Here is a 26925-nt window from a genome sequence, read left to right on the forward strand (position 1 = left end):
GTTATGGCATTACTGGACTTTTTTCTCTCGCGGAAAAAGAACACCGCCAACATCGCAAAAGAACGTCTGCAAATTATCGTTGCGGAGCGTCGTCGTAGCGACGCCGAGCCTCACTACCTGCCGCAGCTGCGTAAGGACATCCTGGAAGTGATCTGTAAGTATGTGCAGATTGACCCGGAGATGGTCACAGTGCAGCTGGAACAAAAAGACGGGGATATTTCGATTCTGGAGCTGAACGTTACGCTCCCGGAAGCGGAAGAGTCGCGTCCGTAGGTTTGTGTTTTCGCCGCCCCGGTAAGCGCAGCGCCACCGGGGAAATATGCCGGGTATATCGCCCGGCATATTTTTTTATCGCGGGTAACCGTCCAGCAGCGTATTCAGGCGATCGGCCATCAATTCCCCGCGCCATCCCGCCATCATCTCCGGCACGCCATTCTGCGGCTTCAGCTTCCAGTGCCAGTTCAGCAGCTGGTTAATCTGACGACGTGAGGCGAGCAGTTCCGCGCTCAGCTTGCTTTCCGTTGCAACTGCCTGCACCAGCGCTTTGATATCCTTAAACGCTTTGCGATAGCCCGGCATGTCCATCAGGTTCAGCAGCGGTTCCGGCAGCGCATCTTCCGGCAGCTCCTGCGCTTTGGCGACCAGCGCCAGCAGGGTTTTACCGTGGAAGCGGATCTCGCTGCCCGAAAGACCAATGCTGTCCAGCTCGCCCAGGCTGCCCGGCATATAGCGCGCGACTGCCCAGAGATGCTCTTCGCGAACCACAAAGTTAACGGCCAGATCGCGCTCGCGCGCTTTACGCAAGCGCCAGTCTGCCAGCAGCTGCAGGCATGCCAGCTGACGCGTACGCAGCTGCCAGGCGTTGCTGATATCGCGCCAGGCCTCTTTCGGGTCAACCACTTCCTGACGACGCTGCTGGGTCATACGGCACTCGTCCAGCGCAGCAGCGAGCCAGCCGGAGGCTTCTGCCTCTTTCATCAGCTGTCCGGCAATCGGCAACAGGTAAAACACGTCTGCCGCCGCATATTCCAGCTGACGCTCGGTAAGCGGGCGTGCCAGCCAGTCGGTACGGGATTCGCTTTTATCCAGCGTCAGGCCCGTATACTCCTCCACCATGGCAGCAAAGCCCCATGAGAGCGGACGATTGCTGAATGCCGCGAGGATCTGCGTGTCAATCAGCGGCTGGGGCATGATGCCAAAGGTGTTCAGAAAGACTTCCAGATCCTCACTGCCTGCGTGCAGGTATTTCGTCACGGCGGTATCGAGCAGCAGGTCACGCATCGGCGTCCAGTCGGTAATGCCGAGAGGGTCAATCAGCGACACGTGTTTACCGTCGTACATCTGAATCAAACCCAGCTGCGGATAATAGGTCCGGGTACGGACAAACTCGGTATCCAGGGCAATAGCAGGAAAGTCGCGCGTCACTTCGCACAGCGAAGCCAGCTCGTCGTTGGTCGTGATCATCTGGTAATTCAAAACGGGTTCTCTTTTGTTTGCGCCCATAAAAAACGCCGGCTTAACCGGCGTCTGGGCGATTAGCGTGAAGCTCAGGCCTTATTGTCTACTTTGCCACGGGCTTCGTCACGTAATTCTCGTCGTAATATCTTTCCGACGTTGGATTTCGGCAGCTCATCGCGGAATTCAACCAGCTTCGGCACCTTGTAGCCCGTCAGCTGACGACGGCAAAACGTTACCAGCGCCTCCTCCGTCAGGGAAGGATCTTTCTTGACCACAAATATTTTAACCGCTTCACCGCTGCTGCCGGAAGGGACGCCGACAGCCGCCACTTCAAGTACGCCGCTGTGCTGCATAACCACGTCTTCGATCTCATTCGGATAGACGTTGAAGCCGGAGACCAGGATCATATCTTTCTTGCGATCGACGATGCGCAGGAAGCCCTCGTCATCCATTACCGCAATATCACCGGTGTGCAGCCAGCCGTCTTTGATGATTTCGTCGGTCGCATCGGGACGCTGCCAGTAACCCAGCATCACCTGCGGACCTCTGACGCAAAGCTCACCCGGCTCGCCCGGCGCGACTTCTTTATCGTTATCATCGACCAGTTTGGCCTCGGTGGAAGGAACCGGCAGACCAATGCTTCCACTGTGATAGTCGATATCGTGTGGATTCACGCTGACCAGCGGAGCACATTCCGTCAGCCCATAGCCTTCCAGCAAATACTGACCGGTGAGCTTCACCCAGCGCTCGGCGACCGCCTGCTGAACCGGCATGCCGCCGCCCGCAGAGAGATGCAGCGTGGAGAAATCCAGCTGCTGGAACTCTTTGTTATTAAGCAGCGCGTTAAACAGCGTATTAACCCCGGTCATGGCGGTGAACGGGTATTTCGCCAGCTCTTTCACCAGGCCCGGGATATCGCGCGGGTTGGTGATGAGGATGTTCTGACCACCCAGTTCAATAAACAGCAGGCAGTTCATGGTCAGCGCAAAGATGTGATACAGCGGAAGCGCGGTGATCACCACCTCTTTGCCCGGATGCAGAAGCGGCCCGTAGGTGGCGTTCACCTGTTCAAGGTTTGCCAGCATATTGCGGTGGGTAAGCATGGCCCCTTTGGCGACGCCGGTGGTCCCGCCCGTGTATTGCAGAAACGCAAGATCTTCCGCCACCACTTCGGGTTTCACATACTGCATACGGTAGCCCGCATGCAGCGCGCGGCGGAAGGAGATGGCGTCCGGCAGGTGGTATTTTGGCACCAGGCGCTTGACGTATTTAACGACAAAGTTAACCAGCGTGCCTTTGGCAGTGGAGAGTTGATCCCCCATGCGCGTCAGGATAACGTGTTTAACCTGGGTTTTGTCGACCACTTTTTCCAGGGTATGGGCGAAGTTGGACACAATGACAATCGCGGCCGCGCCGCTGTCGTTCAGCTGATGCTCCAGCTCGCGCGGGGTATACAGCGGGTTGACATTGACGACAATCATCCCGGCTCGCAGTATACCGAACAACGCCACCGGGTATTGCAGCAGGTTCGGCATCATCAGCGCGACGCGGTCCCCTTTTTGCAGCCCCAGCCCTTCCTGAAGATACGCCGCAAACGCCCGGCTACGCTCCTCAAGCTTACGGAACGTCATGACCTCGCCCATATTCACGAATGCGGGCTGGTCCGCGTAGCGCCTTACCGAGTGCTCAAATAATTCCACCAGGGATTGATAACGGTCAGGATTGATCTCAGCAGGAACATCTGCGGGATAACGGTTAAGCCAAACCTTCTTCAATGCATCACCTCTGAAATGAGTGTTCGTCGTCATCACAACCCCGATAATAAACAGTTTGTTAACATTATATTAACTCAGCGTACCAGTTTATTAATTGTTCACATTTAAGGTTGCGAAGCGCGTCACTCTTTTTTTTCGTTTTATCCGTAAAAAAACAGAGACAGCGGCTGAGCCACTGTCTCTTTTCTAACAATAACAGTAAGTTACTCAGTAACGATCGTCTGAACCTGTGCAGGACCCGGGTTATACCAGCCCCAGCCCGGGTAGCCGTAACGATAAGGATGTGGACCCCACATCCACGGATCCATCGGCTGAGGCGGCATGATCACCTGCTGTGCCAGCCGCCAGCGTTTATAACCGTTGACCTGCATGGTCATAAATTTATACGGCGTGCTGCCGATTTTGCCCTGCACGGCGCCGGTAATCGGCCCGACGACGGTCACCAGCTGCCCGCGAAAATCGACCGGATCGAGGAAACCGCTGACGTCCGCATAGATACGCCCGCGAGAGGCCTCACCCAGTACCGGCCGCGCGCCGCTGTCCAGCGGAACGGTCGCGATCTCCAGACGGGTTTTCCCCTGCTGGTTTTGTACGTCGATGACCTTACCGCCAAAGCGCGCTTCCTGGCCGACGTAAAGCTCAGGCGCATTCATCACCCGAACCAGATCCTGCTGTGGCGTCGGGCTGCTGCCCTTAATCGCATCAGGAACGGAAACGCATCCGCTCAGTGCTATGGCAACTGCGCCTGCCATAATAAGGCGTACTACTTTAGTTCGAACCGCCATGATGCGACTCCTTTTTCTCAGTTCCTGTTACTGAGATTCACTCGCGGCCCGGAAGTTTCTTCCACGCAACGGTGTTTCGCAAATAAACCGGCTCCGCGTGTTCAACGGCAACGGTTTTTCCTGCCGCGAGCAGCTGGCAGGCAATCGGAAGCATGTCTTCCGCAGCCGGCAGCAGCATGTTGCCGTCCACCAGCGTCACCCCGGTGTCGTTTGCCATGTCAGGCCACGCCGGCCAGCCGGTGCCGACGGTTGCCCACTCGCCGGAGAGCTGCTGCAGCCGCTCAGTGACCGCTTCCGGCTTGAGCACGGCTTCCGTCTCTTCGCCGCGCCACACGCCCTGCTCGTCGCGGGTGTATTCGGCCCAGTAAACTTCGCCCATGCGGGCATCAATCGCGGCCAGCACGCGCGTTGCCCCGGTCATGCGCCATGCGCCCTGGGCCATAGTGGCGAGGGTAGAGACGCCGATCATCGGCAGTTCGGCGCCCAGCGCCAGCCCCTGCGCAATACCAATCCCGATACGTACGCCCGTAAAGCTGCCGGGGCCACGGCCAAAGGCCAGCGCGTCGAGGTCGGTTAAGGAGGTGTTGCCCTGGGTTAAAATGGCTTTTACCAGGGGCAGAATGCGTTGGGTGTGTTCCCGTGGGCACTCTTCGAAATGAGCAGAAACAGCACCGTCGTTCAACAGAGCGACAGAGCAAGCCTCTGTCGCGGTATCAATAGCCAGAATTCGCATCAGTCGTCGCGCTCTCGCAAGGGTCAGTCACAAAATGGCGCGCATCTTAGCACACTCCGGAGTAAATTACTCCGCCGTTGGGTTTGCCAGGAAACGCACCGCGCGTTTTATGTCCCGCGTCCGCGGCGCGGGCGGCAGGCTGGCGAGGAAGGTCGCCCCGTAAGGGCGCATCACCAGCCGATTATCGCAAATGACCAGCACCCCGCGATCGGTAACGTCGCGGATCAATCGCCCTACCCCCTGCTTGAGGGTAATCACCGCATCCGGCAGCTGTACCTCGTCAAACGGATCGCCCCCGCGCAGACGGCAGTCTTCCATGCGCGCCTTCAGCAGCGGGTCGTCCGGAGAGGTAAACGGCAGCTTATCAATAATTACCAGCGAGAGCGTATCGCCCCGCACGTCCACCCCTTCCCAGAAGCTGCTGGTTGCTACCAGCAGGGCATTCCCGGCGCTGACAAACTGCTGTAGCAGCTGACCTTTACTGGTTTCACCCTGCAGCAGCACCGGCAGCGTCATGGTGGCGCGGAACTGCTCGGCGAGATCACGCATCATGGCGTGAGAGGTGCAGAGCATAAAGCAGCGGCCGTTGTTGGCCTCGATCATCGGTTTTAACATCGCGGCCAGGTGGCGCGCCGCGCCCGGCTGGTTCGGCAGCGGCAGATTACGAGGCACGCAGAGCAGCGCCTGTTTTTCGTAATCGAACGGGCTGGGCAGCAGCAGGGATTCCGCCGCCTCAATGCCGAGACGTTCCGTGAAGTGATGCAGATCGTCATTCACCGACAGGGTTGCCGAGGTGAAGATCCAGCTTCCCGGTTTTTGCGCCATCACCTCTTTAAACTTATCCGCCACCGTCAGCGGCGTGAGCGCCAGCGTGAAATGCCGCGAGGTGCACTCATACCAGTAGCTGAACCCCGGCTGGTTAATCTCTTTCAGCCGTTTGAGCCGCCCGCGATAGAGCGTGGCGCGTTCGAAGGCCGCGTCCAGCAGCGCGGAGCGGCCAAGCGACAGTTTTGCCACGTCGTAGCAGAGTTCGAGAGCATCATCGAGCAGCAGCAGCGCGCGCTGGATGTTTTTATCCGCCAGAAGCTCGCGCAGGTTACCGCGATAGCCCGGCTCGCCGAGCTGTAAGCGGAAATCCTGCGCGCTTTGGGCCAGACGGTCGGCGCACTTCTGCAGCTGCTGGGTATCTTTGAGTTCGGTCCGGTAAGCGATGGTGAAATCTTTCGCCAGATCCTGCAGCTGGCGGCTGGAAAGCGACTGGCCGAAGTACTGGCTGGCGATGTCCGGAAGCTGGTGGGCTTCGTCGAAGATCATCACGTCCGCCTCCGGGATCAGCTCGCCGAAACCGCTGTCCTTGACGACCATATCCGCGAGGAACAGATGGTGGTTCACCACCACCACATCCGCATCCATCGCCGTTTTGCGCGCTTTCACCACAAAGCAGTCTTTATACAGCGGACAGTCGCTGCCGAGGCAGTTGTCGTTGGTGCTGGTCACCAGCGGCCAGGCAGGCGAGTCTTCCGGTACGCTCGCGCAGGTGCTGATATCACCCTCTTCGGTCTGGTTCGCCCAGGCGCGAAGGATAATAACGTCGCTGAGGGTTTGCACCGGCAGGTCACCGCCCGCCAGCGCCTGCTGCTCAAGACGTTCCAGGCAGAGATAGTTAGAGCGCCCCTTCAGCAGGGCCAGACGACCTTTGTATTTAAGCGCTTTCGCCACCGTGGGCAAATCGCGGCTATAGAGCTGATCCTGCAGCGCCTTCGAACCGGTGGAAATAATCACTTTCTTTTTCGCGCGCAGCGCCGGAGCAAGGTAAGCATACGTTTTACCCGTGCCGGTTCCGGCTTCGACCACCAGCGGCTGAGCCTTATCGATGGCGCGTGCAACGGCGTGCGCCATCTGGCGCTGAGGCTCACGGGGCTTGAAGCCGGGAATAGCCTGCGCTAATTGACCTTCAGGGGAAAAATCGTCTGCCACGGTGCTCTCTCACTGTATTTTTGCACAGGGATTATGTCAGCCCATCCTCTCCTGTGCCACCCCAAATAGTGACGACAGGAGAACAATATGGCAGTCTTGCCGCCTGACGACGAAAAATAACGAGGAAACGTTTATGACAATTGTGCGCATTGATGCCGAAGCCCGCTGGTCTGATGTGGTGATCCATAACCAGACGCTCTACTACACCGGCGTACCGGCTAACCTGGACGCGGATGCGTTCGAGCAGACGGCTAACACCCTGGCGCAGATTGACGCGGTGCTGGAAAAACAGGGCAGCGACAAATCCCGCATTCTGGATGCGACGATTTTCCTGGCAAACAAAGAGGATTTCGCGGCGATGAACAAAGCCTGGGATGCATGGGTGGTGGCGGGTCACGCGCCTGTACGCTGTACCGTACAGGCCACGCTGATGAAGCCGGAATATAAGGTAGAGATTAAGATTATCGCGGCGGTGTAAGCCCGATTATTCTTCTGGATCTTCATCTTCATCTTCGAAACGCGCCACGATCCGCTCGCCGGAATGACTGGCGCGAATCTCCTCGGCGACAACGGTAATCGCCTGTCCGCTGCTCATCCCCTGGGACATCAGTTCCTGAATTCGCTCAACCGCTTTCTGCTGCTGTTCATGGCTCAGAGAAGGTAAACCTGCAAACATCGTCAACTCCTGCTAAATTATTCGCGCTAATTATTTCACGCTGCCCGGTAGTATGCCACACATGAACATGCGCTTCCCCACTGTTATTACCTTGCCCTGGCGTGCAGACGCCGCTGAATTCTGGTTTGCCCGCCTGAGCCATCTTCCGTTTGCGATGCTGCTGCATTCCGGCCATGCGGACCATCCCTATAGCCGCTTCGATATTCTGGTGGCCGATCCGCTAAAGACGCTGACAACCGATGACCTGTCGTTAACGGACGATCCCCTGAAGCAGCTGCAGCAGGCCATTAACGCGCTGGGCTTAACCGCAACCCCTAACCCAGAGCTGCCTTTCCAGGGCGGCGCGCTGGGCCTGTTTGGGTACGATCTGGGTCGCCGTTTCGAAACGCTGCCGGAGCATGCGCAGGCTGATATTTCCCTGCCAGACATGGCCGTGGGGCTGTATGACTGGGCGTTAATAGTCGATCACCAGAAAAAAACGGTTTCCCTGCTGAGCCATCATGACGTGCAGGCGCGTCTTGCGTGGCTCGAGGCGCAACGGCCTGCACCGGCAGAGACGTTTACCCTTACCTCTGGCTGGCGCTCGAACATGACCGCAGCGGAGTATGCCGAAAAATTCGCGCGCGTTCAGGCGTATCTGCAAAGCGGTGACTGCTACCAGGTTAACCTCGCCCAGCGCTTCCAGTCGACATACCGGGGAGATGAGTGGCAGGCGTTTACCCGTCTTAACGCCAGCAATAAGGCGCCGTTCAGCGCGTTTGTCCGTCTGGAACAGGGTGTAATTCTTAGCCTGTCACCCGAGCGCTTTATCCATCTGGCCGAGGGTACGATTCAAACCCGTCCGATTAAAGGCACGTTACCGCGTCTTGCGGATCCCGATGCCGATCGCCAGCAGGCGGAAAAGCTCGCCGCCTCGTCGAAAGACCGCGCCGAGAACCTGATGATTGTCGACCTGATGCGTAACGACATTGGCCGCGTCGCCGAACCGGGCAGCGTGCGCGTGCCGGAACTGTTTGTCGTCGAGCCTTTCCCGGCGGTGCATCATCTGGTCAGCACCATTACCGCGCGTCTACCCACCTCTCGCACCGCCTGCGATCTGCTCCGCGCCGCGTTTCCGGGCGGCTCCATCACCGGCGCGCCAAAGGTACGGGCGATGGAGATCATTGATGAGCTGGAGCCGCACCGCCGCAACGCCTGGTGCGGCAGCATCGGCTATATCAGCCTGTGCGGCACCATGGATACCAGCATTACCATACGCACGCTGACGGCCTGCGACGGAAACCTTTACTGCTCGGCCGGGGGCGGCATTGTTGCCGATAGCCAGGTCGATGCGGAATATCAGGAAACCTTTGATAAAGTTAACCGTATCCTGAAACAACTGGAGTAATCACGGGTGGAAAAAGAGAACCTGACGCTGGACGATTTTTTATCTCGATTTCAGCTATTACGACCGCAGGTCAACCGCGAAGCGCTCAATCAGCGTCAGGCGGCCGTGCTGATCCCGGTCGTGCGTCGCGCGCAGCCGGGCCTGCTGCTCACCCAGCGTTCTCACCATTTACGCAAGCACGCGGGTCAGGTCGCCTTTCCGGGTGGCGCGGTTGACAGCTCCGACGCCTCGCTGATTGCCGCCGCGCTGCGGGAAGCGCAGGAAGAGGTGGCCATTCCGCCGGAGGCGGTGGAGGTTATCGGCGTGCTGCCGCCCGTCGACAGCGTCACCGGTTTTCAGGTCACGCCGGTGGTGGGCATTATCCCGCCCGGTCTGCAGTATCACGCCAGCGTCGATGAAGTTTCAGCGGTGTTTGAAATGCCGCTCGAAGAGGCGCTCCGGCTCAGCCGCTATCATCCGCTCGATATCCATCGACGGGGGCATGACCATCGGGTCTGGTTGTCCTGGTATCAGCATTATTTTGTCTGGGGCATGACGGCGGGCATCATTCGTGAACTGGCGCTGCAAATCGGCCTGAAACCTTGACTATACTTTACATTCCACCCTTTTTCGCAGGTTTGCGATCCGCGTCGCGCTATTAGCAAAACCCATCGTTAACCATTAGTTTAATTCATGTGAATAGTTAAGCCGAGGTCGGTGTTCCCTCTTACACTATGCGCAGTTATAACATCGTTACTGGAACCCCGGTAACCCTGTCAGGAGTGTGAAAGTGATTAGTATATTCGACATGTTCAAAGTGGGAATTGGCCCTTCGTCTTCCCATACTGTTGGCCCGATGAAGGCCGGTAAACAGTTCGTCGATGATCTGGTCGAAAAAGGATTACTGGAAAGCGTTACCCGTGTCGCCGTGGATGTTTACGGCTCGCTGTCATTAACGGGTAAAGGCCACCACACCGATATCGCCATTATTATGGGTCTGGCAGGCAATATGCCGGATACCGTAGATATTGATGCCATCCCGGCATTCATCCGCGACGTGGAAACACGCGGCCGCCTGCTGCTGGCAAACGGCCAGCAGGAAGTCGATTTCCCGCAGGATGACGGCATGCGTTTCCGTAGCGACAACCTGCCGCTGCATGAAAACGGCATGACCATTCACGCTTACAGCAGTGAAAAAGAGATTTACAGCAAAACGTACTACTCCATCGGCGGTGGCTTCATCGTGGATGAAGAGCATTTTGGCAAAGACAGCGTCGGCGACGTCAGCGTACCTTACCCGTTCAAATCGGCTACAGAAATGCTGGGCTACTGCAAAGAGACCGGTCTTTCACTGTCCGGCATGGTGATGCAGAACGAACTGGCCCTGCACAGCAAAAAAGAGATTGAAGACTATTTTGCGAACGTCTGGCAAACCATGCGCGCCTGTATCGACCGCGGGATGAACACCGAAGGCGTTCTGCCGGGTCCACTGCGCGTACCGCGTCGTGCCTCTGCCCTGCGCCGTATGCTGGTGACCACGGACAAGTTCTCCAACGACCCGATGAACGTGGTCGACTGGGTAAACATGTTTGCCCTGGCGGTTAATGAAGAGAACGCCGCAGGTGGACGCGTCGTGACGGCGCCAACCAACGGCGCCTGCGGTATCGTTCCGGCAGTGCTGGCGTATTACGATCACTTTATTGAGCCCGTGACGCCGGACATCTATATCCGCTATTTCCTGGCGGCAGGGGCCATCGGTGCGCTGTACAAAATGAACGCCTCCATCTCCGGTGCGGAAGTGGGCTGTCAGGGTGAAGTGGGCGTTGCCTGCTCCATGGCGGCGGCAGGTCTGGCAGAGCTGCTGGGCGCAAGCCCTGAGCAGGTCTGCGTGGCGGCGGAAATCGGTATGGAACATAACCTCGGTCTGACCTGTGACCCGGTCGCGGGCCAGGTGCAGGTGCCGTGCATCGAGCGTAACGCGATTGCCTCTGTGAAAGCCATCAACGCCTCACGTATGGCGATGCGCCGTACCAGCGAACCTCGCGTATCGCTGGATAAGGTGATTGAAACCATGTACGAAACCGGCAAGGACATGAACGCGAAATACCGCGAGACGTCCCGCGGTGGCCTGGCCATTAAGGTGCAGTGCGACTAATACTACCTTTCGCCCATCTGCAACGGATGGGCGAATTTCCCTCTTCTTTCTCGTCTCCTTCTGCTTTCCCCACTACACTTTTACTGTTGCGTCCGGCTTTTGTGGCTGGTGGCTTATCAGGCGACCGTTCATGCAAACTGCACAAACGATCATTAAAAACTATCGCCGAAAACGCGTTATCGTCTGTGTGACGGTTGCGCTCCTCACGCTCATCCTGACGTTAGGCATTCGCTTCATTTCACAGCGCAATGTTAACCAACAGCGAATCCTCGATTTTACCAGCCACACCGTTCGCGCCCTTGATAACGTCCTGCTTTCTTTAGAGAACCGCCGCAGCGTGCTGCAGCCCCTGGTAGGGCAGCCCTGCCCGCAGGCGCACCTGGCGCTGCGAAAGCAGGCCGCCATTTTGCAGACGGTACGCTCCATCGCCCTGATTAACGAGGGTATCCTGTATTGCTCAAGTATTTTCGGGAGCCGCAATGTGCCCGTTCGCGACTTCCTGAAAGAATTACCCGCCAGCACGGCGAAGCTGATTTTATCGAGCGATCTGTGGCTGCTTAAGGGTAGCCCGATATTGATCCAGTGGTATCCCGTCTCACAGGACGGTGAAGCTGGCGTAATCGAAATCATCAATATCGACCTGATCGCCAAAATGATCCTCGAGCCCCAGCGCCCGCTCATCAATGACGTGGCGCTGACCGTAGGCGATCGCTTTTTGCGCTACGGACAACGCGTCAGCGACAGCCTGACGTTTGATGAAGAGGGCTCTCTTTTCCAGCAATCATCAACCCGAAATCCTTTTACCATTACGGTCAGCGGGCCAGGCCCTGGAGAATTAGCCTTAAAAAGCCTGCCAGCCCAGCTGCCGCTGGGGCTGATGCTCAGCCTGCTGCTGGGCTATCTCGCCTGGCTGGCAACGGCAAACCGGATGAGCTTTACGTGGGAGATCGATATGGGCATTGCGGCGCGGGAATTTGAGCTTTTCTGCCAGCCGCTGGTGAATGCCCGTACCCAGGCGTGCACCGGCGTGGAGATCCTGCTGCGCTGGAATAACCCCCGTCAGGGTTGGATCACCCCGGAGGTGTTTATCCCGCTGGCAGAAGAACATAACCAGATTGTCCCCCTGACCCGCTATGTCATCGCCGAAACGGTGCGCCAGATAGGCTACTTCCCTTCCAGCGCCGGTTTTCACATTGGTATTAACGTCGCCGCCAGCCATTTTCGTCACGCGGCATTGATACAGGACCTTAACCGCCTCTGGTTCAGCGCCGGTCCGCGCCAGCAGCTGGTGATTGAACTCACGGAACGGGATGCGCTGCTGGATGCGGATTATCGCATCGTGCGCGAACTGCATCGCAAAGGGGTGAAGCTCGCCATCGACGATTTTGGTACCGGGAACAGCTCCCTCTCCTGGCTTGAAAAGCTTCACCCGGACGTGCTGAAAATCGACCAGTCGTTTACCACCGCCATCGGCACCGACGCCGTGAACTCGACGGTGACGGATATGATTATTGCGCTGGGACAGCGGCTGAATATCGAACTGGTTGCTGAAGGAGTCGAGACGGAGGAGCAGGCGCGCTACTTGCGCCGCCATGGCGTACCTGTCCTGCAGGGGTTTTTCTATGCGCGGCCCATGCCGCTACGGGATTTTCCGAAGTGGCTGGCGGGAAGCGCGTCCCCGCCAGCGCATCATAACGGGCACATCGTGCCCTTAATGCCGCTGCGCTAAGCCGGCTTACTCATCTTCGTCGTGGGCTGATTGTTCTTTAACAATACGAACCATATCAACGCGATAGTCGTTGGCTTCAACGATCGTAATGTGCAGCGGCGCCAGCTCGATCACATCGCCGACGCGCGGGATTTGCCCGTTAACGGCGATAACCAGACCGGCAACGGTCGCGATGTCTTCTTCATCGTTGATCACGTTTTCCAGCCCCAGCGTGTGCGAGAGCGCGTGCAAGTCGGTGGTACCTTTAACCAGCCAGCCTTCACCGTCGGCAACGATCTCAGGCGTTTCGTCGGCATCCGGGAATTCACCGGCAATCGCTTCCAGCACGTCCAGCGGCGTGACCAGCCCCTGCACCACGCCAAACTCGTTGGTGACGATAACAAAGCTACCGCGAGCGCGGCGCAGCACCCCGAGCAGGTTGATAGGATCCAGCGTTTCCGGCACGACAATCGCAGGCGACGCAGCAGCAACGGCTTCCACGTTCACGCCCTCTTCCAGGGCCACCAGCATCTCTTTTGCCCGCACGACGCCGATGATCTCATCCAGCTCTCCGCGACACACCGGGAACAGGCTGTGCGGAGAAGAGAGCAGCTGCTGGCGAATTTCATCGACGCTCAGGTTAGCATCAACCCAGCTGATCTCCCCGCGCGGCGTCATGATGCCGCGCAGCGAACGGGAGGCCAGGGAGAGCACGCCGTTAATCATGTAGCGCTCTTGTTCCACAAACGCCCCTTCCGGGACCGGAACCGGGTTATGGTTTTCGGAATCAGACTGGACGTTCACCTGACGACGGCCGCCCATCAGGCGCAGAATCGCGTCTGCGGTACGGGCGCGCAGCGGCTGATTCGACTGCTGCTTAATAAAGTTACGGCGCGCAATCTGGTTGAACAGCTCGATCAGAATCGAGAAGCCAATCGCGGCGTACAGGTAGCCTTTCGGAATATGGAAGCCAAAACCTTCCGCCACCAGGCTCAGACCAATCATCAGCAGGAAGCTCAGACACAGCACGACCACCGTCGGATGCTGGTTGACGAAGCGCGTCAGCGGCTTCGAGGCCAGCAGCATGACCGCCATCGCAATGACAACAGCCGCCATCATTACCGGCAGATGATTCACCATGCCGACCGCCGTGATCACCGCATCCAGCGAGAAGACTGCATCAAGCACCACAATCTGCAGCACCACCACCCAGAAGCTGGCATAGCCTTTACCGTGCCCATCATCGTGCTGACGGTTTTCCAGCCGCTCGTGTAGCTCCGTCGTCGCTTTGAAAAGCAGGAATATCCCCCCGATCAGCATGATTAAATCACGCCCGGAGAAGGTGTAATCCATGACGGAGAACAGCGGTTTGGTCAGCGTGACCATCCAGGAGATGACGGAGAGCAGCCCCAGTCGCATAACCAGCGCCAGCGAGAGACCAATCAGACGCGCTTTATCACGCTGTTTTGGCGGCAGCTTGTCCGCAAGGATGGCGATAAACACCAGGTTATCAATGCCGAGAACAATCTCCAGCACCACCAGCGTGAGCAATCCCACCCAGATTGACGGGTCCATTAAGAATTCCATGACAAGCTCCTGCTAAAGGAATGACGAAACGGTGCCCCACTCAACGTGGGCAAAACAGAGGCAAACAGAGTCGATACGTGGCGAGGTTCGCCGGTGAATAAGGCGCGAAATGGCCTGGTTGATGACTGACGTCGGTGACGGTCCATATAGTGGGCTTTAGCCCTATACTCCTGAACTATTAAACGGAGGCTAAACATATCAGAGACACTGTGTTTTTAGCAAAGATTTACGTTCCTTTGCAAAGTTCTGTAACACAGCGGCTTTACGCTACAGATAAATCTGTAACGCGTGGCTAAATTACGGATCTTCATCACATAAATTATTTTTTCACTATCTAAAATAAATCGCGGAAGTCTTAGTTTTTTTGAACTCTAACCCTTATCTGAATCGATTCGGTTCGCCAATACGATTCTCAGTACGACTGCCTGGCAGACGTATTAATGATAATAAAAGGAGGTAGCAAGTGACCATTGCTATTGTCATAGGCACACATGGTTGGGCTGCTGAGCAGCTACTCAAAACGGCAGAGATGCTGTTGGGCGAGCAGGAAAACGTCGGCTGGATCGATTTCGTTCCCGGTGAAAACGCCGAGACGCTGATAGAGAAGTACAACGCTCAACTCGCGAAGCTGGATACCAGCAAAGGCGTGCTGTTTCTCGTTGATACATGGGGCGGCAGCCCGTTCAATGCCGCCAGCCGCATTGTCGTCGATAAAGAGCACTATGAAGTTGTCGCCGGGGTTAATATTCCCATGCTGGTGGAAACCTTCATGGCGCGCGACGACAATCCGGCGTTCGATGAGCTGGTGGCGCTGGCCGTTGAAACCGGTCGCGAAGGGGTAAAAGCCCTGAAGGCGCAGCCGGTTGAAAAACCTGCCCCTGCTCCCGCAGCGGCACCAAAAGCGGCTGCACCGGCAAAACCGATGGGCCCGAACGATTACATGGTCATCGGCCTTGCGCGTATTGATGACCGCTTAATCCACGGCCAGGTCGCCACGCGCTGGACCAAAGAGACCAACGTTCGACGCATTATCGTGGTCAGCGACGAAGTTGCCGCCGATACCGTTCGTAAAACCCTTCTGACTCAGGTTGCTCCTCCTGGCGTTACCGCGCACGTCGTGGATGTCGCCAAGATGATCCGCGTTTACAACAACCCGAAATACGCGGGTGAACGCGTAATGCTCCTGTTCACTAACCCGACAGACGTTGAGCGCATTGTTGAAGGCGGCGTGAAAATCACCTCCGTGAACATCGGTGGTATGGCATTCCGTCAGGGCAAAACGCAGGTCAACAACGCCATTTCAGTCGATGCGAAAGATATCGAGGCATTCAACAAGCTGAATGCGCGCGGTATTGAACTGGAAGCCCGTAAGGTTTCTACGGATCAAAAACTGAAAATGATGGATTTGATCGGCAAAGTTGGGAAATAAGCCCGCGCCGGTTCTCATATAAAGTTTATGTAATAGGAGAAGTGCAATGGAGATTACCACTCTTCAGATTGTGCTGGTGTTCGTCGTCGCATGTATTGCGGGTATGGAATCCGTACTTGATGAATTTCAGTTCCACCGCCCTCTGGTGGCCTGTACGCTGATTGGGGCCGTTCTGGGTGACATGAAAACCGGTATCATCATCGGTGGTACCCTGGAAATGATCGCCCTGGGCTGGATGAACATCGGCGCGGCGGTTGCGCCCGATGCCGCGCTGGCCTCTATCATTTCGACCGTTCTGGTTATTGCCGGTCACCAGAGTATTGGTGCCGGTATCGCTCTGGCGATCCCGCTGGCTGCAGCTGGCCAGGTTCTGACCATCATCGTTCGTACTATCACCGTTGCCTTCCAGCACGCGGCGGATAAGGCGGCCGAAAACGGCAACCTCACGGCACTGTCGTGGATCCACGTTTCATCCCTGTTCCTGCAGGCGATGCGTATCGCGATCCCGGCGGTTATCGTGGCGATCTCTGTTGGTACCAGTGAAGTGCAGAGCATGCTGAACGCCATTCCAGAAGTGGTCACCGGCGGTCTGAACATCGCGGGCGGCATGATCGTGGTCGTCGGTTATGCGATGGTCATCAACATGATGCGCGCAGGCTATCTGATGCCGTTCTTCTACCTCGGCTTCGTGACCGCTGCCTTCACCAACTTCAACCTGGTTGCACTGGGTGTGATTGGTGCGGTAATGGCGATTCTCTACATCCAGCTCAGCCCGAAATATAACCGCGTCGCGGGTGCCCCAGCGCAGGCTGCTGGTAACAACGATCTCGATAACGAACTGGACTAACAGGTGAGCGAAATGGTTGATATGACAAAAACTACCACCGAGAAAAAACTCACTCCGGGTGATATTCGTGGCGTGTTCATCCGTTCTAACCTGTTTCAGGGTTCATGGAACTTCGAACGTATGCAGGCGCTGGGCTTCTGCTTCTCCATGGTGCCGGCGATCAAGCGCCTGTACCCGGAAAATAACGAAGCGCGCCGTCAGGCGATCAAGCGTCACCTGGAATTCTTTAACACCCATCCTTACGTAGCCGCTCCGGTTCTGGGCGTAACGCTGGCGATGGAAGAACAGCGTGCGAACGGCGCAGAGATTGACGACGGTGCCATCAACGGTATCAAAGTCGGCCTGATGGGTCCGCTGGCCGGTGTCGGTGACCCAATCTTCTGGGGTACCGTGCGTCCGGTCTTCGCAGCGCTGGGTGCCGGTATCGCGATGAGCGGCAGCCTGCTTGGCCCGCTGCTGTTCTTCATCCTGTTCAACGCCGTGCGCCTGCTGACCCGTTACTACGGTGTGGCCTACGGATACCGTAAAGGGGTGGACATCGTTAAGGACATGGGCGGCGGCTTCCTGCAGAAACTGACTGAGGGGGCGTCAATCCTCGGCCTGTTTGTTATGGGGGCGCTGGTTAACAAGTGGACGCACGTGAACATCCCGCTGGTGGTATCGACCATCACCGGTCAGGATGGTCAAACCCGCGTCACCACCGTGCAGACGATTCTGGACCAGCTGATGCCGGGCCTGGTGCCGCTGCTGTTGACCTTCGCCTGCATGTGGCTGCTGCGTAAGAAAGTGAACCCGCTGTGGATTATCGTTGGCTTCTTCGTCATCGGTATCGCGGGCTACGCTGTCGGCCTGCTGGGTCTGTAAGTTTTAATGCTATAGGCCGGGGGCTTGCCCCCGGTTTTTTTATCTGGAGGATGAATGACTGTCACGGACATCGTACTGGTTTTATTTATTGCTGCCCTTCTGGCTTATGCGATCTATGACGAGTTCATCATGCCCCGCCGTCACGGCGAGACGCTGCTCTCCCTTCCCCTTCTGCGACGCGGGCGCGTGGATGCGTTTATCTTCGCGGGTCTCATCGTTATCCTTATTTACAATAACGTCACCAGTCATGGTGCAATATTAACCACATGGTTATTATGTGCGCTGGCATTAATGGCGGTTTATCTGTTCTGGATCCGCACGCCGAAAATCATTTTTAAATCCCGCGGATTTTTCTTCGCCAATGTGTGGATAGAATATAACCGTATTAAAGAGATGAATTTATCCGAAGACGGTGTGCTGGTGATGCAATTAGAACAACGCCGCCTGCTTATTCGGGTGAAGAATATTGACGATCTGGAAAAAATATACAATTTACTTCTTAAAACTCAATGAGTTAAATATATAGCAATGGCTATACTCTGTGTTTATCTTGCGCAAGAAATATAGCCTAAGCTATATCCTTTTCGTTAATTTGCTCTCTATTTTTTAACGATAATTTCACGCTTAAAGACAAATGAAAATCGTTATCAACAAGCATTTTAAATAATGCTTATCCATTGTTGTTTTATATTCTCAAAATATGTTAAGGTTGCGCCCGTCGTTGGGGAGTAGCCGATTTCCTGCTCGCAGGAAATGTACGTGTCAACATACTCGTTGAAAAACGTGGCGCGTACGGATCGCTGACAGCACATCTTATGTGCAGCGCGATCAGGCGAGACCATAGATACATCAACTGCTGTTTACTGGGGGCAGTGATGTGTCATATGGATATCCCCGGTCTGGACGCTGTTATGAATATCTCCGCTACGATCCTCCTCGCTTTTGGCATGTCCATGGACGCTTTTGCGGCTTCCATCGGAAAAGGCGCCACGCTCCACAAACCTAAGTTTTCAGAAGCCCTGCGTACCGGCCTTATTTTTGGCGCTATCGAAACGCTGACGCCGCTTATCGGCTGGGGACTTGGCATGCTTGCCAGCCAGTTCGTGCTGGAGTGGAACCACTGGATTGCCTTCGTACTGCTGGTGTTTCTCGGTGGCCGAATGGTGATTGAAGGTTTTCGCGGCGGTGATGATGAAGACGAAGAGCCGCAGCACCGTCACGGGTTCTGGCTGCTAGTCACCACGGCGATTGCCACCAGCCTTGATGCGATGGCCGTCGGCGTCGGTCTGGCATTCCTGCAGGTCAATATTATCGCCACCGCGCTGGCCATCGGCTGCGCAACGCTGATTATGTCCACGCTGGGCATGATGGTTGGACGGTTTATCGGCCCGCTGCTGGGTAAACGCGCCGAGATCCTGGGTGGAATTGTGCTGATTGGCATTGGTGCCCAGATCCTCTGGGCACACTTCGCCGGTTAATCTTCGCGCTGCCAGACGTGGATACTGAAATCCGTCTGGCAGTCAAATGTAGAGTGTGTAGCTAGCGCTTCCCATACTTCCGGTTTTGCCCGCCATGCGAACGGCGTCATCTGCAGCAGCGCGGTGGCCTCTTCGCCTTTCAGCGTCATTTCATAAGCCACGGTTTGCTCCTGCTTAAGGGTAAAACCGGACAGCTGTTCAGAATGAGGTGCATGCAGACGCACTTCGTCGTAGATCAGCCCTTTCAGCTCCATCAGATGACGCGGGCCCGGCGTTACGGTGACTACCCATCCGCCCGGCTTCACCACGCGAGCCAGCTCTTCCGCCTTGCAGGGCGCGTAAATGCGGATAACCGCATCCATGCTGGCATCGTCAAACGGCAGCCGGTGGCTGGATGCCACGCAGAACGTCACGTCAGCGTAACGCTTTGCCGCCGCGCGAATGGCCACTTTCGACACGTCCAGACCGAATGTCAACGCGCCCTTCTCACGGGCGATCTGGGCAAACCGTGCGGTGTAGTACCCTTCCCCGCAGCCGATATCGAGCATGGCGGTGGCTGAACCCGGCAGGATGTCATTCAGCATCTGCGCGACGGTCTCCCGCAGCGGCAGATAGTGCCCGGCATCCAAAAACGCACGACGCGCCTGCATCATCTCTGCACTGTCGCCTGGATCGCGGGAGCGCTTATGCTGCACGGGCAGAAGATTCACGTAGCCTTCTTTTGCCATATCAAACTGATGCCCCTGCGGACAGGTATAGCTTTTATCTGAATGCGTCAGGGGGGCGTGGCAAAGAGGACAGCTGAAGGACATGGTGACTCCGGAGCATAATCAAAGGGCGAAGTGTACCGCTATTCGCCCTGGTTATAAACGCCCGGTTAACGCATAACGATCAGGCGATCGGAACCCGCCGGTAACCCGTCAGGTTTCACATTCTCCAGACGCAGCACGTTGCCCATAATCTCGCTGAAGACAGGTGCGGAAACGGCACCGCCGTAATAGGCACCATTTTGCGGATCGTTAATCACCACCACCAGGGCAAAGCGCGGATCGCTGGCGGGCGCAACGCCGGCCGTATAGGCAACGTATTTATCGACGTACTTTCCGCTGTCGTCAATTTTCTTCGCCGTACCGGTTTTCACCGCCACCCGGTAATCACGAACGGCGGCCTTAACGCCCCCGCCGCCGGGCAGCGCAACGCTCTCCATCATGTGTTCCACCTCGTGCGCGATCACTTCCGGCATGACGCGGTGCCCGATAACGGGTGGATCGATACGCGTAATCGAGAGAGGTCGCTCAAGCCCGAAGCCGCCGATCGTGGCGTAGACGTGCGCCAGCTGGAGCGGCGTCACCATCAGCCCATAGCCGAAAGCAAAGGTCGCGCGATCGAGCTGGCTCCAGTATTTACGATTTGGCAACAGCCCCGCGCTTTCGCCCGTTAAGCCAAGCCCCGTATTCGTGCCAAACCCAAAGTTTCGATAGGTATCAATAAGATGCTGGACAGGCATTGCCAGGGACAGTCGGGACACGCCGGTGTCGCTCGATTTTTGCAGGATCCCGGTCATCGTCAGTTCAGGATAATAGCCCACGTCGCGGATACGATGCCCGTCAAGGGTATACGGGTGAGTGTCAATCACGCTGTCTGGCTGGACCAGGCCCTGCTGCAGGGCCGTCATCAGCACCAGCGGCTTGACCGTCGAACCGGGCTCGAACGTATCGCTGATGGCGCGATTGCGGAAATCGTTTATCGTCGCGCCTTCCCGATTATTGGGGTTGAAATCCGGATAGCTCGCCATGGCGAGTATTTCCCCGGTTGGAATATTAATTAGCACCGATGCCCCAGACTCGGCCTTGTTCCAGGCCACGGCATTATCGAGCGCATCTTCGGTGATGGTTTGCAGCCGCTCGTCAATACTTAACTGGATGTTATGCGCCGGTGCAGGCGCCACTTCCGTCAGGTTTTCAACCACGCGACCGTAGCGGTCTTCCCTTACCTGCCGCACACCCGGCTTGCCGGTCAGCTGAGCGTTAAAGCTTTTTTCCACGCCTTCAATGCCCTGCCCGTCAATATTGGTGAAGCCAATCAGGTTCGCTGCCACATGGCCGGCAGGATAAAAACGGCGGGACTCGTCGCGTAAATTGATGCCGGGCAGATTCAGCTTATCGATCCACTTCGCCTGTGCGGGATCGACCTGACGGGCAAGATAAATAAAACACCCCTGCGGGTTGGCGTTGATTCGCGCCGAAAGTGTGCCCAGGGAGAGATGCAGCGCATTTGCCAACGCCTGCCAGCGTTCATCAACGCCAACGCCCCCTTTTGCCAGCACCGTTTTAGGATCGGCCCAGACGGCCCGGACGGGCACGCTCACCGCCAGGGGGCGACCTTCGCGATCCATTATCATGCCCCTCGGCGCATCAATCGCCAGCTGGCGGAGGGATCGCATATCTTCCTGCTTCACCAGATTGTCAGGCTTGATGATTTGCAGCCAGGCAACGCGGCCCAGCAAAAAAGCCAGACTACAAAAAATAGCTAAACAGAGCAGCACAAAACGCGCCGGCGTGAAATTGCCAGCGGTCGTTATCAATTTCTTCTTCACCTGAACCCCAGGACTGTTAAACAACGCCCTGATTTAACGGGAAAAGATGGGGTTAAGGTGGCAAAACAGTGCTACTAACCTCGCAGCTTTGCAACAAGTTACTAACAAGACCGCAAATGGTAATATTTTGAAAGATAAAGGACATAAAAAAGCCCCGCGTTATGCGAGGCTTTATGTCTGAGATTGAAGTGCTAAGCGCTTCAGTCAGCAGCGGTTCGATCAGATAGCAGTTACGTTAACTGCAGCTGGGCCTTTCTGGCCGTCCTGAATTTCGAACTCAACGTTCTGGCCTTCAGCCAGAGTTTTGAAGCCGTTACCCTGGATTGCAGAGAAGTGTACGAACACGTCTTTGCTGCCGTCAGCAGGAGTAATGAAACCAAAACCTTTAGACTCGTTGAACCACTTAACTTGACCTTTAATCTTTGCCATTTTGCAAAATTCCTTAGAGTGTTTTCTTAGCCCGCAGGCATTAACTGAGATAAAACTGAGACATTACTGCATGAGGCACTAATATAAGGTTCGGCAGAGAAGCGGTATTCAACGACAACGTGTTTACTCAGGACTTCTTTACTGAAAATGCCACACATAAACAGAACTGTACCTCGTTTGACCCAAAACGTGTTATCACACACTATGTTTAATATGGCAAGCCATTTTTAAACATGTCTCGATCCGCCGCACAAATTCGAACAGTGCCTGTCAGGTTTTGCACAATTATGCGCATCACTTACAGACATCTCTGCTGCGTAACAAAGACCCAGCGTTGCTTTCACAAGCGCTGTAATCTAAGACTTTTTTAACATAGCTCAATCATTACGAAGCGTCCAGCAACCGGGAAAAGAAATCTTACGTCCTGATTGAGTTAGAACAATTTGTGAAAACTTATGCTTAAATCATTGTAACGCGACCAAATTGTTTCAGACAAAAAACACTGTTAATAACCCGCGCCGACCTGTATTAAAATGCACCAACTAATAAACAGTGTTATGCACCAAAATAATGAAATTTTTATGACTCTGCATCAAAAGAAGGCAAGCAAAACGTTTCGATAAAAATAAAACATTCCTGAACGCGTTTACAGACAGAATATATGCACTACGTTATCGCTTCGTTTATAAGGATAAATATTCACCAACTTTCAGTATCCTGAAAGAATGATTAACCGGTGCTAAATTATCTAGCGCGTCAGTTAACTCCCGCACAGGTTCATCCAGGGATTCATCTGCCAGTTCAAACACGCCCCAGTGAATGGGAAACGCCAGAGGGCAGCCCAGCTGCTGCCACAATGCCACCGCAGATTGCGGATCCATATGATGGACAGCCATGAACCAGCGTGGGGCATAGGCTCCAATCGGTAACGCGGCAGCATCTATATGGCCCAGACGTTCAGGTATCAACAGCAGCTCTGGCGAATACCCCGTATCTCCGCTGAACCAGAAACGATGATGTCGACCTTCCATAACCCAGCCGCACCATAATGAGCGATTGCGGTTCCATGGCGTGCGCATACTCCAGTGCTGTGCCGGTACGGCGGTTAGCGTCATCCCCTGCCAGGTGAAGCTCTGCCACCAGTCGAGCTCAACCACGCGTTTTGCCCCCCGGCGGCGAAACCAGCCGGCCAGGCCCAGCGGAACAAAAAAACTGACCTCGGGGAAGCGTTTGAGAATACGGCGAATGGTCGCGTCATCAAGATGATCGTAATGATTATGGGAGATGACGACCGCATCAAGCTGATGGAGTTGATCGACTGACAGCGCGGGGGGCGTTTTGCGCTGTGGTCCCAGGAAAGGGAGTGGAGAAGCGCGCCGTGAAAAAACCGGATCGGTAAGGATGATATTGCCGTCCAGCTGCAGCATCACGCTGGCGTGTCCCAGCCACCATACCCCATCTTCATGAGGTTGCGTAAGCTCAACCGGTTGCCACCACTGTTGGATAAAGTCTTCATAACCCAGCGCGGGTGGCTTCGGTAAACCGGCCTCTTTACGGGCTTTGCGCCAACGGTCAAGGTCGCCGGGTTGATGTCCAACAGGATCGGTATTACGAAAACCATTCGGAGTGTGATGTTTCAGGGAGGGGTCATACCAGGGATTTTTCCAGACCACAGCCACCTCCCGGACAAAAGATTAACGCTCAGCCACCAGGCGGATAAAGTCGTCTTCGTCTTTGTTATCTTCAGCGACCGCGTCTTTCGGCGCGTCTTTCTCTTCCGGTTCGTTAGCCTCACACAGACGGCGCAGCAGCGCATTCTGACGTTTTTGCTGATCGAGAAGCGCTTCCAGCAGTTCAATCTGCTCGTTAGTACGGGAACTGGCGCGGTTCACGAAAAACCAGATGACCAGGCCCACAAGCAGAACAACCAAAGAAATCATCAGGGATGCCATATTCAGCAGCCCTGAATTCAGTAACTCACCCATTTCACCACCTCAATAAAAACGTCTATTTTACCACTGGCGCGAAGGAAGGAAATCACCTTGAGAAAAAATGCGTATTACCACGGAATAAACTTATTGATTGCGCAAACGCCGCTAAAAAACTGTACATCCTGATCGCACATCACGTTGATCGTCTGCGTCCATAACACCACGCACGCTATCAGCACGATAATCAGAATTACCCAGCGTATTTTTTTCACTCCACACTCCGTCTAAAAACCTGATGTAACGAGGTTATCACGCTTATCTTAAACAAGGACTAACTGTACCGCCATCGCGCTTTTTTTCAGAATCCTGCACTTGTTTCATCGTGTAAACCGTTTACGCTAGCTTTATGATAACAACGACAAAAGAGGTTAATGATGCGCTTCATCATTCGAACAATTATTGCGCTGGCCATCGTCTGGATTGGCCTTCTGCTCACGGGTTACGGTGTGCTCGTGGGAAGCACCGAGAACGCAGCCGGGTTAGGGATTCAATGTAAATATTTAACAGCACAGGGCGTGAGCACTGCGCAATATTTGCATACTGACAGCGGGATCGTTGGCTTGACCCACTGTCCGGTCCTGCGTAAGACATCCGTCGTGATTGATAATGGCTAATCGGCCGGTGAAATGACTGGCAAAAAAAACGCCGCAACAGATGCGGCGTTTTTTTATACGAGCAGAGGTTAAAACGGGTAGTCGTGGTAACCCATCTGTTCAGAAATCTTACGTGCGGCAGTGTGCAGAATAGCCACATATTCATGCAGGCGCTCTTCGGAGAAGCGTAAGGTCGGGAAGGAGATACTCAAGCCCGCGATCACAACCCCAAAGCGGTCAAATACCGGAACGCCGATGCAGCGCAGCCCTTCTTCCTGCTCCTCGTTATCTTCGCCATACCCCTGTTCGCGTACGCGATCGAGCACCGTTAACAGCGCGTCCGTGCTGGTAATGGTTCGGGAAGTACTTTGCTTGTATTCCACGCCTTCGAGGATCTGCTTCACTTCTTCACGATCGCGCCACGCCAGCAGAACCTTACCAATCGCGGTACTGTAGAGCGGGTTGCGACGACCAATGCGCGAATACATGCGCAGATTGTACATGGAGTCGATTTTATGGATGTACACAATGCTGTCTTCATCCAACGCGCCGAGATGGATTGTCTCTTTGGTCAGGCGAGAGATTTCACGCATCTGAATATCAGCGCTGCGGATCAGGTCAACATTTTGTAGCGCACGGGCGCCCAGCTCAAACAGCTTCAGCGTCAGAGAGTATTTTTCAGATTCGCCTTCCTGGGCTACGTAGCCCAGCGACTTCATGGTTTGCAAAAAGCGATATACGGTGCTTTTAGACATCATCACGCGCTGCGACAACTCTGTAATACCTATTTCACGCTCTTCCCCCAGCGCCTGTAAGATGCCAAACACCTTCAGCACGGAAGAAACAGAATCTGGCTGTTTATCCAAATCCGCAATAGCCATTTACCACCTCATAGAGAGTGTTTTATAAAAATCAGAACCGGTTTTTATTATAAGTTCCCGTCATGTCACCTGCAATCAATCCGCGTTTACTTCGTTACAAATCTGCGACATATCGCGGCTGTAACAATGCTAAAATAGTTACCCTGAGAATAATTTCACGCTGAGCTTTTTTAATCCTAATGGAAAAGACCCTTTCCGATGGCCTGCCTTTACCCCAGCGGTATGGCGCTATAGCGACCATCATTATTGGTATCTCAATGGCCGTCCTTGACGGCGCAATCGCGAACGTTGCCCTGCCAACCATCGCCAGCGACCTGCATGCCTCTCCCGCCAGTTCGATATGGATCGTTAACGCCTATCAGATTGCGATTGTGGTTTCCCTGCTCTCGTTCTCTTTCCTGGGCGATATGTTCGGTTACCGTCGGGTGTATCAATGCGGTCTGGTGGTTTTCACCTTCACGTCGTTGTTATGCGCCCTTTCAGATTCACTGCATACCCTGACGCTTGCCCGCATTGCGCAGGGTTTTGGCGGCGCGGCGCTCATGAGCGTAAACACGGCGTTGATCCGCTTAATTTATCCGCAGCGTCATCTGGGGCGCGGCATGGGGATTAACTCGTTCATCGTGGCCGTCTCTTCCGCCGCCGGGCCAACCATAGCGGCGGCGATCCTTTCCGTTGCGTCATGGCAATGGCTGTTTGCTATTAACGTGCCGCTGGGCATTGTCGCTATATTCTTTGCCCTGCGCTTTCTTCCCGCTAACGGTCCCAAAAGCACCATGCCGCGCTTCGATGTGGCGAGTGCAGTGATGAATGCCCTGACCTTTGGCCTGCTGATTACGGCGCTGAGCGGCTTTGCGCAGGGGCAGTCTCTGATGCTTACCGCCGCGGAGCTCATCGCCCTGCTGGCGATCGGCTTCTTCTTTGTTCGCCGCCAGCTCACTCTCCCCGTGCCTTTGCTGCCGGTCGATCTGCTGCGTATTCCCCTCTTTTCCCTCTCCATTTGCACGTCCGTCTGCTCGTTCTGCGCCCAGATGCTGGCTCTGGTTTCTCTGCCCTTCTTTCTGCAGAGCGCGATCGGCCGTTCAGAAGTGGAGACCGGCCTGCTGTTAACCCCCTGGCCGCTGGCGACCATGGTGATGGCTCCGCTGGCAGGTTACTTAATTGAACGCGTCCATGCCGGTTTATTGGGAGCGTTGGGGCTGGCGGTGATGGCGACAGGCCTGTTCGCGCTGGCTCTGCTACCGTCATCGCCAACCGATCTGGACATCATCTGGCGCATGATCCTGTGCGGCGCAGGGTTTGGCCTGTTCCAGTCTCCTAACAATCACACCATTATCACCTCCGCGCCGCGCCATCGCAGCGGTGGTGCCAGCGGCATGCTGGGGACCGCGCGCCTTCTGGGGCAAAGCACAGGTGCGGCACTGGTTGCCCTGATGTTTAACCTCGCCGGACAAAACGGCAACCACGTTGCGCTTCTCACCGCGGGAGCCCTTGCTTCCCTCGCGGCGGTCATCAGCGGCCTGCGGGTGACCCAGCCCAAAGTTCAGGCATAAAAAAAACCGGGCGGAGTGTTCTCCTGCCCGGCTTATTAGGGTTC

28 protein-coding genes and 1 pseudogene are annotated in these 26925 nt (G+C 55.6%); 13 read left to right on the forward strand and 16 right to left on the reverse strand.

The window, feature by feature from the left end; translation table 11 throughout:
• Nucleotides 1-3: 3 nt before the first annotated feature.
• Nucleotides 4-273, forward strand: a complete 270-nt coding sequence (gene minE, locus ACERY3_RS09575; protein ID WP_008500504.1) for a cell division topological specificity factor MinE — start codon at nt 4-6, stop codon at nt 271-273.
• A gap of 75 nt (nt 274-348) precedes the next feature.
• Here the strand turns inward: minE and rnd are convergent, their stop codons facing one another.
• The 5 genes from rnd to ACERY3_RS09600 all read right to left on the reverse strand — a co-directional run bounded on the left by rnd (nt 349) and on the right by ACERY3_RS09600 (nt 6728).
• Nucleotides 349-1476, reverse strand: coding sequence for a ribonuclease D (gene rnd / locus ACERY3_RS09580; RefSeq protein ID WP_115504063.1), 1128 nt, complete (start codon nt 1474-1476; stop codon nt 349-351).
• A gap of 71 nt (nt 1477-1547) precedes the next feature.
• Nucleotides 1548-3233 (reverse strand): long-chain-fatty-acid--CoA ligase FadD, encoded by a 1686-nt coding sequence (gene fadD / locus ACERY3_RS09585; protein ID WP_373225517.1) that lies wholly within the window; start codon nt 3231-3233, stop codon nt 1548-1550.
• 203 nt (nt 3234-3436) lie between these two features.
• Nucleotides 3437-4018, reverse strand: a complete 582-nt coding sequence (locus ACERY3_RS09590; protein WP_033145820.1) for a Slp family lipoprotein — start codon at nt 4016-4018, stop codon at nt 3437-3439.
• A gap of 37 nt (nt 4019-4055) precedes the next feature.
• Complete coding sequence (gene tsaB, locus ACERY3_RS09595; protein WP_373225518.1) at nt 4056-4751, reverse strand: tRNA (adenosine(37)-N6)-threonylcarbamoyltransferase complex dimerization subunit type 1 TsaB; 696 nt, start codon at nt 4749-4751, stop codon at nt 4056-4058.
• 66 nt (nt 4752-4817) lie between these two features.
• Nucleotides 4818-6728, reverse strand: coding sequence for an ATP-dependent DNA helicase (locus ACERY3_RS09600; RefSeq protein WP_202773231.1), 1911 nt, complete (start codon nt 6726-6728; stop codon nt 4818-4820).
• Nucleotides 6729-6861: 133 nt separating this feature from the next.
• Here ACERY3_RS09600 and ACERY3_RS09605 point away from each other — a divergent pair, with 133 nt between their 5' ends.
• Nucleotides 6862-7206, forward strand: coding sequence for a RidA family protein (locus ACERY3_RS09605; protein ID WP_023312193.1), 345 nt, complete (start codon nt 6862-6864; stop codon nt 7204-7206).
• 6 nt (nt 7207-7212) lie between these two features.
• On the opposite strand, the gene ACERY3_RS09610 is transcribed toward ACERY3_RS09605, so the two are convergent.
• Nucleotides 7213-7404 (reverse strand): YoaH family protein, encoded by a 192-nt coding sequence (locus ACERY3_RS09610; RefSeq protein ID WP_033145823.1) that lies wholly within the window; start codon nt 7402-7404, stop codon nt 7213-7215.
• Between the two features lie 61 nt (nt 7405-7465).
• Between ACERY3_RS09610 and pabB the strand changes: the two genes are divergently transcribed.
• From pabB to ACERY3_RS09630, 4 genes are all read left to right on the forward strand, one after another.
• On the forward strand, nt 7466-8791 hold the full coding sequence (gene pabB, locus ACERY3_RS09615; RefSeq protein WP_373225562.1) for an aminodeoxychorismate synthase component 1: 1326 nt from the start codon (nt 7466-7468) through the stop codon (nt 8789-8791).
• 6 nt (nt 8792-8797) lie between these two features.
• Nucleotides 8798-9376 (forward strand): CoA pyrophosphatase, encoded by a 579-nt coding sequence (locus ACERY3_RS09620; RefSeq protein ID WP_373225519.1) that lies wholly within the window; start codon nt 8798-8800, stop codon nt 9374-9376.
• A 184-nt stretch (nt 9377-9560) separates the two neighbouring features.
• A complete protein-coding gene (gene sdaA / locus ACERY3_RS09625) occupies nt 9561-10925 on the forward strand; it encodes an L-serine ammonia-lyase (protein WP_039263633.1) in 1365 nt (454 codons plus the stop codon).
• Nucleotides 10926-11055: 130 nt separating this feature from the next.
• Nucleotides 11056-12654 (forward strand): EAL domain-containing protein, encoded by a 1599-nt coding sequence (locus ACERY3_RS09630; protein ID WP_373225520.1) that lies wholly within the window; start codon nt 11056-11058, stop codon nt 12652-12654.
• A 6-nt stretch (nt 12655-12660) separates the two neighbouring features.
• Here the strand turns inward: ACERY3_RS09630 and yoaE are convergent, their stop codons facing one another.
• The gene (gene yoaE / locus ACERY3_RS09635) at nt 12661-14220 is read right to left on the reverse strand and encodes a CNNM family cation transport protein YoaE (protein ID WP_033145827.1); all 1560 of its coding nucleotides are present in this window, start codon (nt 14218-14220) and stop codon (nt 12661-12663) included.
• Nucleotides 14208-14417 (reverse strand): hypothetical protein, encoded by a 210-nt coding sequence (locus ACERY3_RS09640; RefSeq protein WP_072210823.1) that lies wholly within the window; start codon nt 14415-14417, stop codon nt 14208-14210. Before ACERY3_RS09640 ends, yoaE begins: the two co-directional genes overlap by 13 nt.
• Nucleotides 14418-14683: 266 nt before the next feature.
• Between ACERY3_RS09640 and manX the strand changes: the two genes are divergently transcribed.
• The 5 genes from manX to mntP all read left to right on the forward strand — a co-directional run bounded on the left by manX (nt 14684) and on the right by mntP (nt 18838).
• On the forward strand, nt 14684-15649 hold the full coding sequence (gene manX / locus ACERY3_RS09645; RefSeq protein ID WP_032658500.1) for a PTS mannose transporter subunit IIAB: 966 nt from the start codon (nt 14684-14686) through the stop codon (nt 15647-15649).
• A gap of 46 nt (nt 15650-15695) precedes the next feature.
• Complete coding sequence (gene manY, locus ACERY3_RS09650) at nt 15696-16496, forward strand: PTS mannose transporter subunit IIC (RefSeq protein WP_008500490.1); 801 nt, start codon at nt 15696-15698, stop codon at nt 16494-16496.
• Nucleotides 16497-16508: 12 nt separating this feature from the next.
• Nucleotides 16509-17360 carry a PTS mannose transporter subunit IID gene (locus ACERY3_RS09655; RefSeq protein ID WP_006810994.1) on the forward strand — a complete coding sequence of 284 codons (852 nt, stop codon included), beginning with the start codon at nt 16509-16511 and terminating at the stop codon, nt 17358-17360.
• 54 nt (nt 17361-17414) lie between these two features.
• Nucleotides 17415-17873: a DUF986 family protein gene (locus ACERY3_RS09660; RefSeq protein ID WP_111964794.1), complete on the forward strand. Its 459-nt coding sequence runs from the start codon at nt 17415-17417 to the stop codon at nt 17871-17873.
• Nucleotides 17874-18271: 398 nt separating this feature from the next.
• Complete coding sequence (gene mntP / locus ACERY3_RS09665; RefSeq protein WP_029741998.1) at nt 18272-18838, forward strand: manganese efflux pump MntP; 567 nt, start codon at nt 18272-18274, stop codon at nt 18836-18838.
• Here mntP and rlmA read toward each other — a convergent pair.
• The 7 genes and pseudogenes from rlmA to mgrB form a co-directional block, all read right to left on the reverse strand.
• Complete coding sequence (rlmA, locus tag ACERY3_RS09670) at nt 18835-19650, reverse strand: 23S rRNA (guanine(745)-N(1))-methyltransferase (RefSeq protein WP_373225521.1); 816 nt, start codon at nt 19648-19650, stop codon at nt 18835-18837. The two genes, mntP and rlmA, sit on opposite strands and share 4 nt — an antisense overlap.
• A gap of 65 nt (nt 19651-19715) precedes the next feature.
• Complete coding sequence (gene ftsI, locus ACERY3_RS09675; protein WP_373225522.1) at nt 19716-21434, reverse strand: peptidoglycan glycosyltransferase FtsI; 1719 nt, start codon at nt 21432-21434, stop codon at nt 19716-19718.
• A gap of 219 nt (nt 21435-21653) precedes the next feature.
• The gene (gene cspE, locus ACERY3_RS09680) at nt 21654-21863 is read right to left on the reverse strand and encodes a transcription antiterminator/RNA stability regulator CspE (protein WP_001062678.1); all 210 of its coding nucleotides are present in this window, start codon (nt 21861-21863) and stop codon (nt 21654-21656) included.
• 13 nt (nt 21864-21876) lie between these two features.
• Nucleotides 21877-22021 (reverse strand): annotated as a pseudogene (locus tag ACERY3_RS09685) (DUF2627 domain-containing protein).
• Nucleotides 22022-22546: 525 nt separating this feature from the next.
• On the reverse strand, nt 22547-23536 hold the full coding sequence (locus ACERY3_RS09690; RefSeq protein ID WP_039263639.1) for an MBL fold metallo-hydrolase: 990 nt from the start codon (nt 23534-23536) through the stop codon (nt 22547-22549).
• A gap of 21 nt (nt 23537-23557) precedes the next feature.
• Entirely contained in the window at nt 23558-23848 is a 291-nt protein-coding gene (locus tag ACERY3_RS09695; protein ID WP_008500484.1) for a YebO family protein, read from the reverse strand.
• Between the two features lie 74 nt (nt 23849-23922).
• Entirely contained in the window at nt 23923-24066 is a 144-nt protein-coding gene (mgrB, locus tag ACERY3_RS09700; RefSeq protein ID WP_006175995.1) for a PhoP/PhoQ regulator MgrB, read from the reverse strand.
• A gap of 162 nt (nt 24067-24228) precedes the next feature.
• On the opposite strand from mgrB, the gene ACERY3_RS09705 reads away from it, so the two are divergent.
• The gene (locus tag ACERY3_RS09705; protein ID WP_033145832.1) at nt 24229-24468 is read left to right on the forward strand and encodes a YobH family protein; all 240 of its coding nucleotides are present in this window, start codon (nt 24229-24231) and stop codon (nt 24466-24468) included.
• Between the two features lie 68 nt (nt 24469-24536).
• On the opposite strand, the gene kdgR is transcribed toward ACERY3_RS09705, so the two are convergent.
• Nucleotides 24537-25328: a DNA-binding transcriptional regulator KdgR gene (gene kdgR, locus ACERY3_RS09710; RefSeq protein WP_023312208.1), complete on the reverse strand. Its 792-nt coding sequence runs from the start codon at nt 25326-25328 to the stop codon at nt 24537-24539.
• Nucleotides 25329-25507: 179 nt separating this feature from the next.
• Here kdgR and ACERY3_RS09715 point away from each other — a divergent pair, with 179 nt between their 5' ends.
• On the forward strand, nt 25508-26881 hold the full coding sequence (locus ACERY3_RS09715) for an MFS transporter (protein WP_373225523.1): 1374 nt from the start codon (nt 25508-25510) through the stop codon (nt 26879-26881).
• The last annotated feature ends 44 nt before the right edge of the window (nt 26882-26925 follow it).

The sequence above is a fragment of the Enterobacter cloacae complex sp. ESBL7 genome, assembly GCF_041679625.1.
Classification (GTDB): Bacteria; Pseudomonadota; Gammaproteobacteria; order Enterobacterales; family Enterobacteriaceae; genus Enterobacter; species Enterobacter asburiae_B.

Bases quoted from the DNA above. Each gene is read 5' to 3' on its own strand.
- cspE (WP_001062678.1), bottom strand. From the start codon at position 21,863: ATGGCAAAGATTAAAGGTCAAGTTAAGTGGTTCAACGAGTCTAAAGGT.
- rlmA (WP_373225521.1), bottom strand. From the start codon at position 19,650: ATGTCCTTCAGCTGTCCTCTTTGCCACGCCCCCCTGACGCATTCAGAT.
- ACERY3_RS09705 (WP_033145832.1), top strand. From the start codon at position 24,229: ATGCGCTTCATCATTCGAACAATTATTGCGCTGGCCATCGTCTGGATT.
- manY (WP_008500490.1), top strand. From the start codon at position 15,696: ATGGAGATTACCACTCTTCAGATTGTGCTGGTGTTCGTCGTCGCATGT.
- ACERY3_RS09660 (WP_111964794.1), top strand. From the start codon at position 17,415: ATGACTGTCACGGACATCGTACTGGTTTTATTTATTGCTGCCCTTCTG.
- minE (WP_008500504.1), top strand. From the start codon at position 4: ATGGCATTACTGGACTTTTTTCTCTCGCGGAAAAAGAACACCGCCAAC.
- ACERY3_RS09655 (WP_006810994.1), top strand. From the start codon at position 16,509: ATGGTTGATATGACAAAAACTACCACCGAGAAAAAACTCACTCCGGGT.
- kdgR (WP_023312208.1), bottom strand. From the start codon at position 25,328: ATGGCTATTGCGGATTTGGATAAACAGCCAGATTCTGTTTCTTCCGTG.
- pabB (WP_373225562.1), top strand. From the start codon at position 7,466: ATGAACATGCGCTTCCCCACTGTTATTACCTTGCCCTGGCGTGCAGAC.
- ACERY3_RS09605 (WP_023312193.1), top strand. From the start codon at position 6,862: ATGACAATTGTGCGCATTGATGCCGAAGCCCGCTGGTCTGATGTGGTG.
- ACERY3_RS09610 (WP_033145823.1), bottom strand. From the start codon at position 7,404: ATGTTTGCAGGTTTACCTTCTCTGAGCCATGAACAGCAGCAGAAAGCG.
- ACERY3_RS09695 (WP_008500484.1), bottom strand. From the start codon at position 23,848: ATGGGTGAGTTACTGAATTCAGGGCTGCTGAATATGGCATCCCTGATG.
- yoaE (WP_033145827.1), bottom strand. From the start codon at position 14,220: ATGGAATTCTTAATGGACCCGTCAATCTGGGTGGGATTGCTCACGCTG.
- ACERY3_RS09590 (WP_033145820.1), bottom strand. From the start codon at position 4,018: ATGGCGGTTCGAACTAAAGTAGTACGCCTTATTATGGCAGGCGCAGTT.
- ACERY3_RS09640 (WP_072210823.1), bottom strand. From the start codon at position 14,417: ATGTTTAGCCTCCGTTTAATAGTTCAGGAGTATAGGGCTAAAGCCCAC.
- mntP (WP_029741998.1), top strand. From the start codon at position 18,272: ATGAATATCTCCGCTACGATCCTCCTCGCTTTTGGCATGTCCATGGAC.
- ACERY3_RS09715 (WP_373225523.1), top strand. From the start codon at position 25,508: ATGGAAAAGACCCTTTCCGATGGCCTGCCTTTACCCCAGCGGTATGGC.
- tsaB (WP_373225518.1), bottom strand. From the start codon at position 4,751: ATGCGAATTCTGGCTATTGATACCGCGACAGAGGCTTGCTCTGTCGCT.
- ACERY3_RS09630 (WP_373225520.1), top strand. From the start codon at position 11,056: ATGCAAACTGCACAAACGATCATTAAAAACTATCGCCGAAAACGCGTT.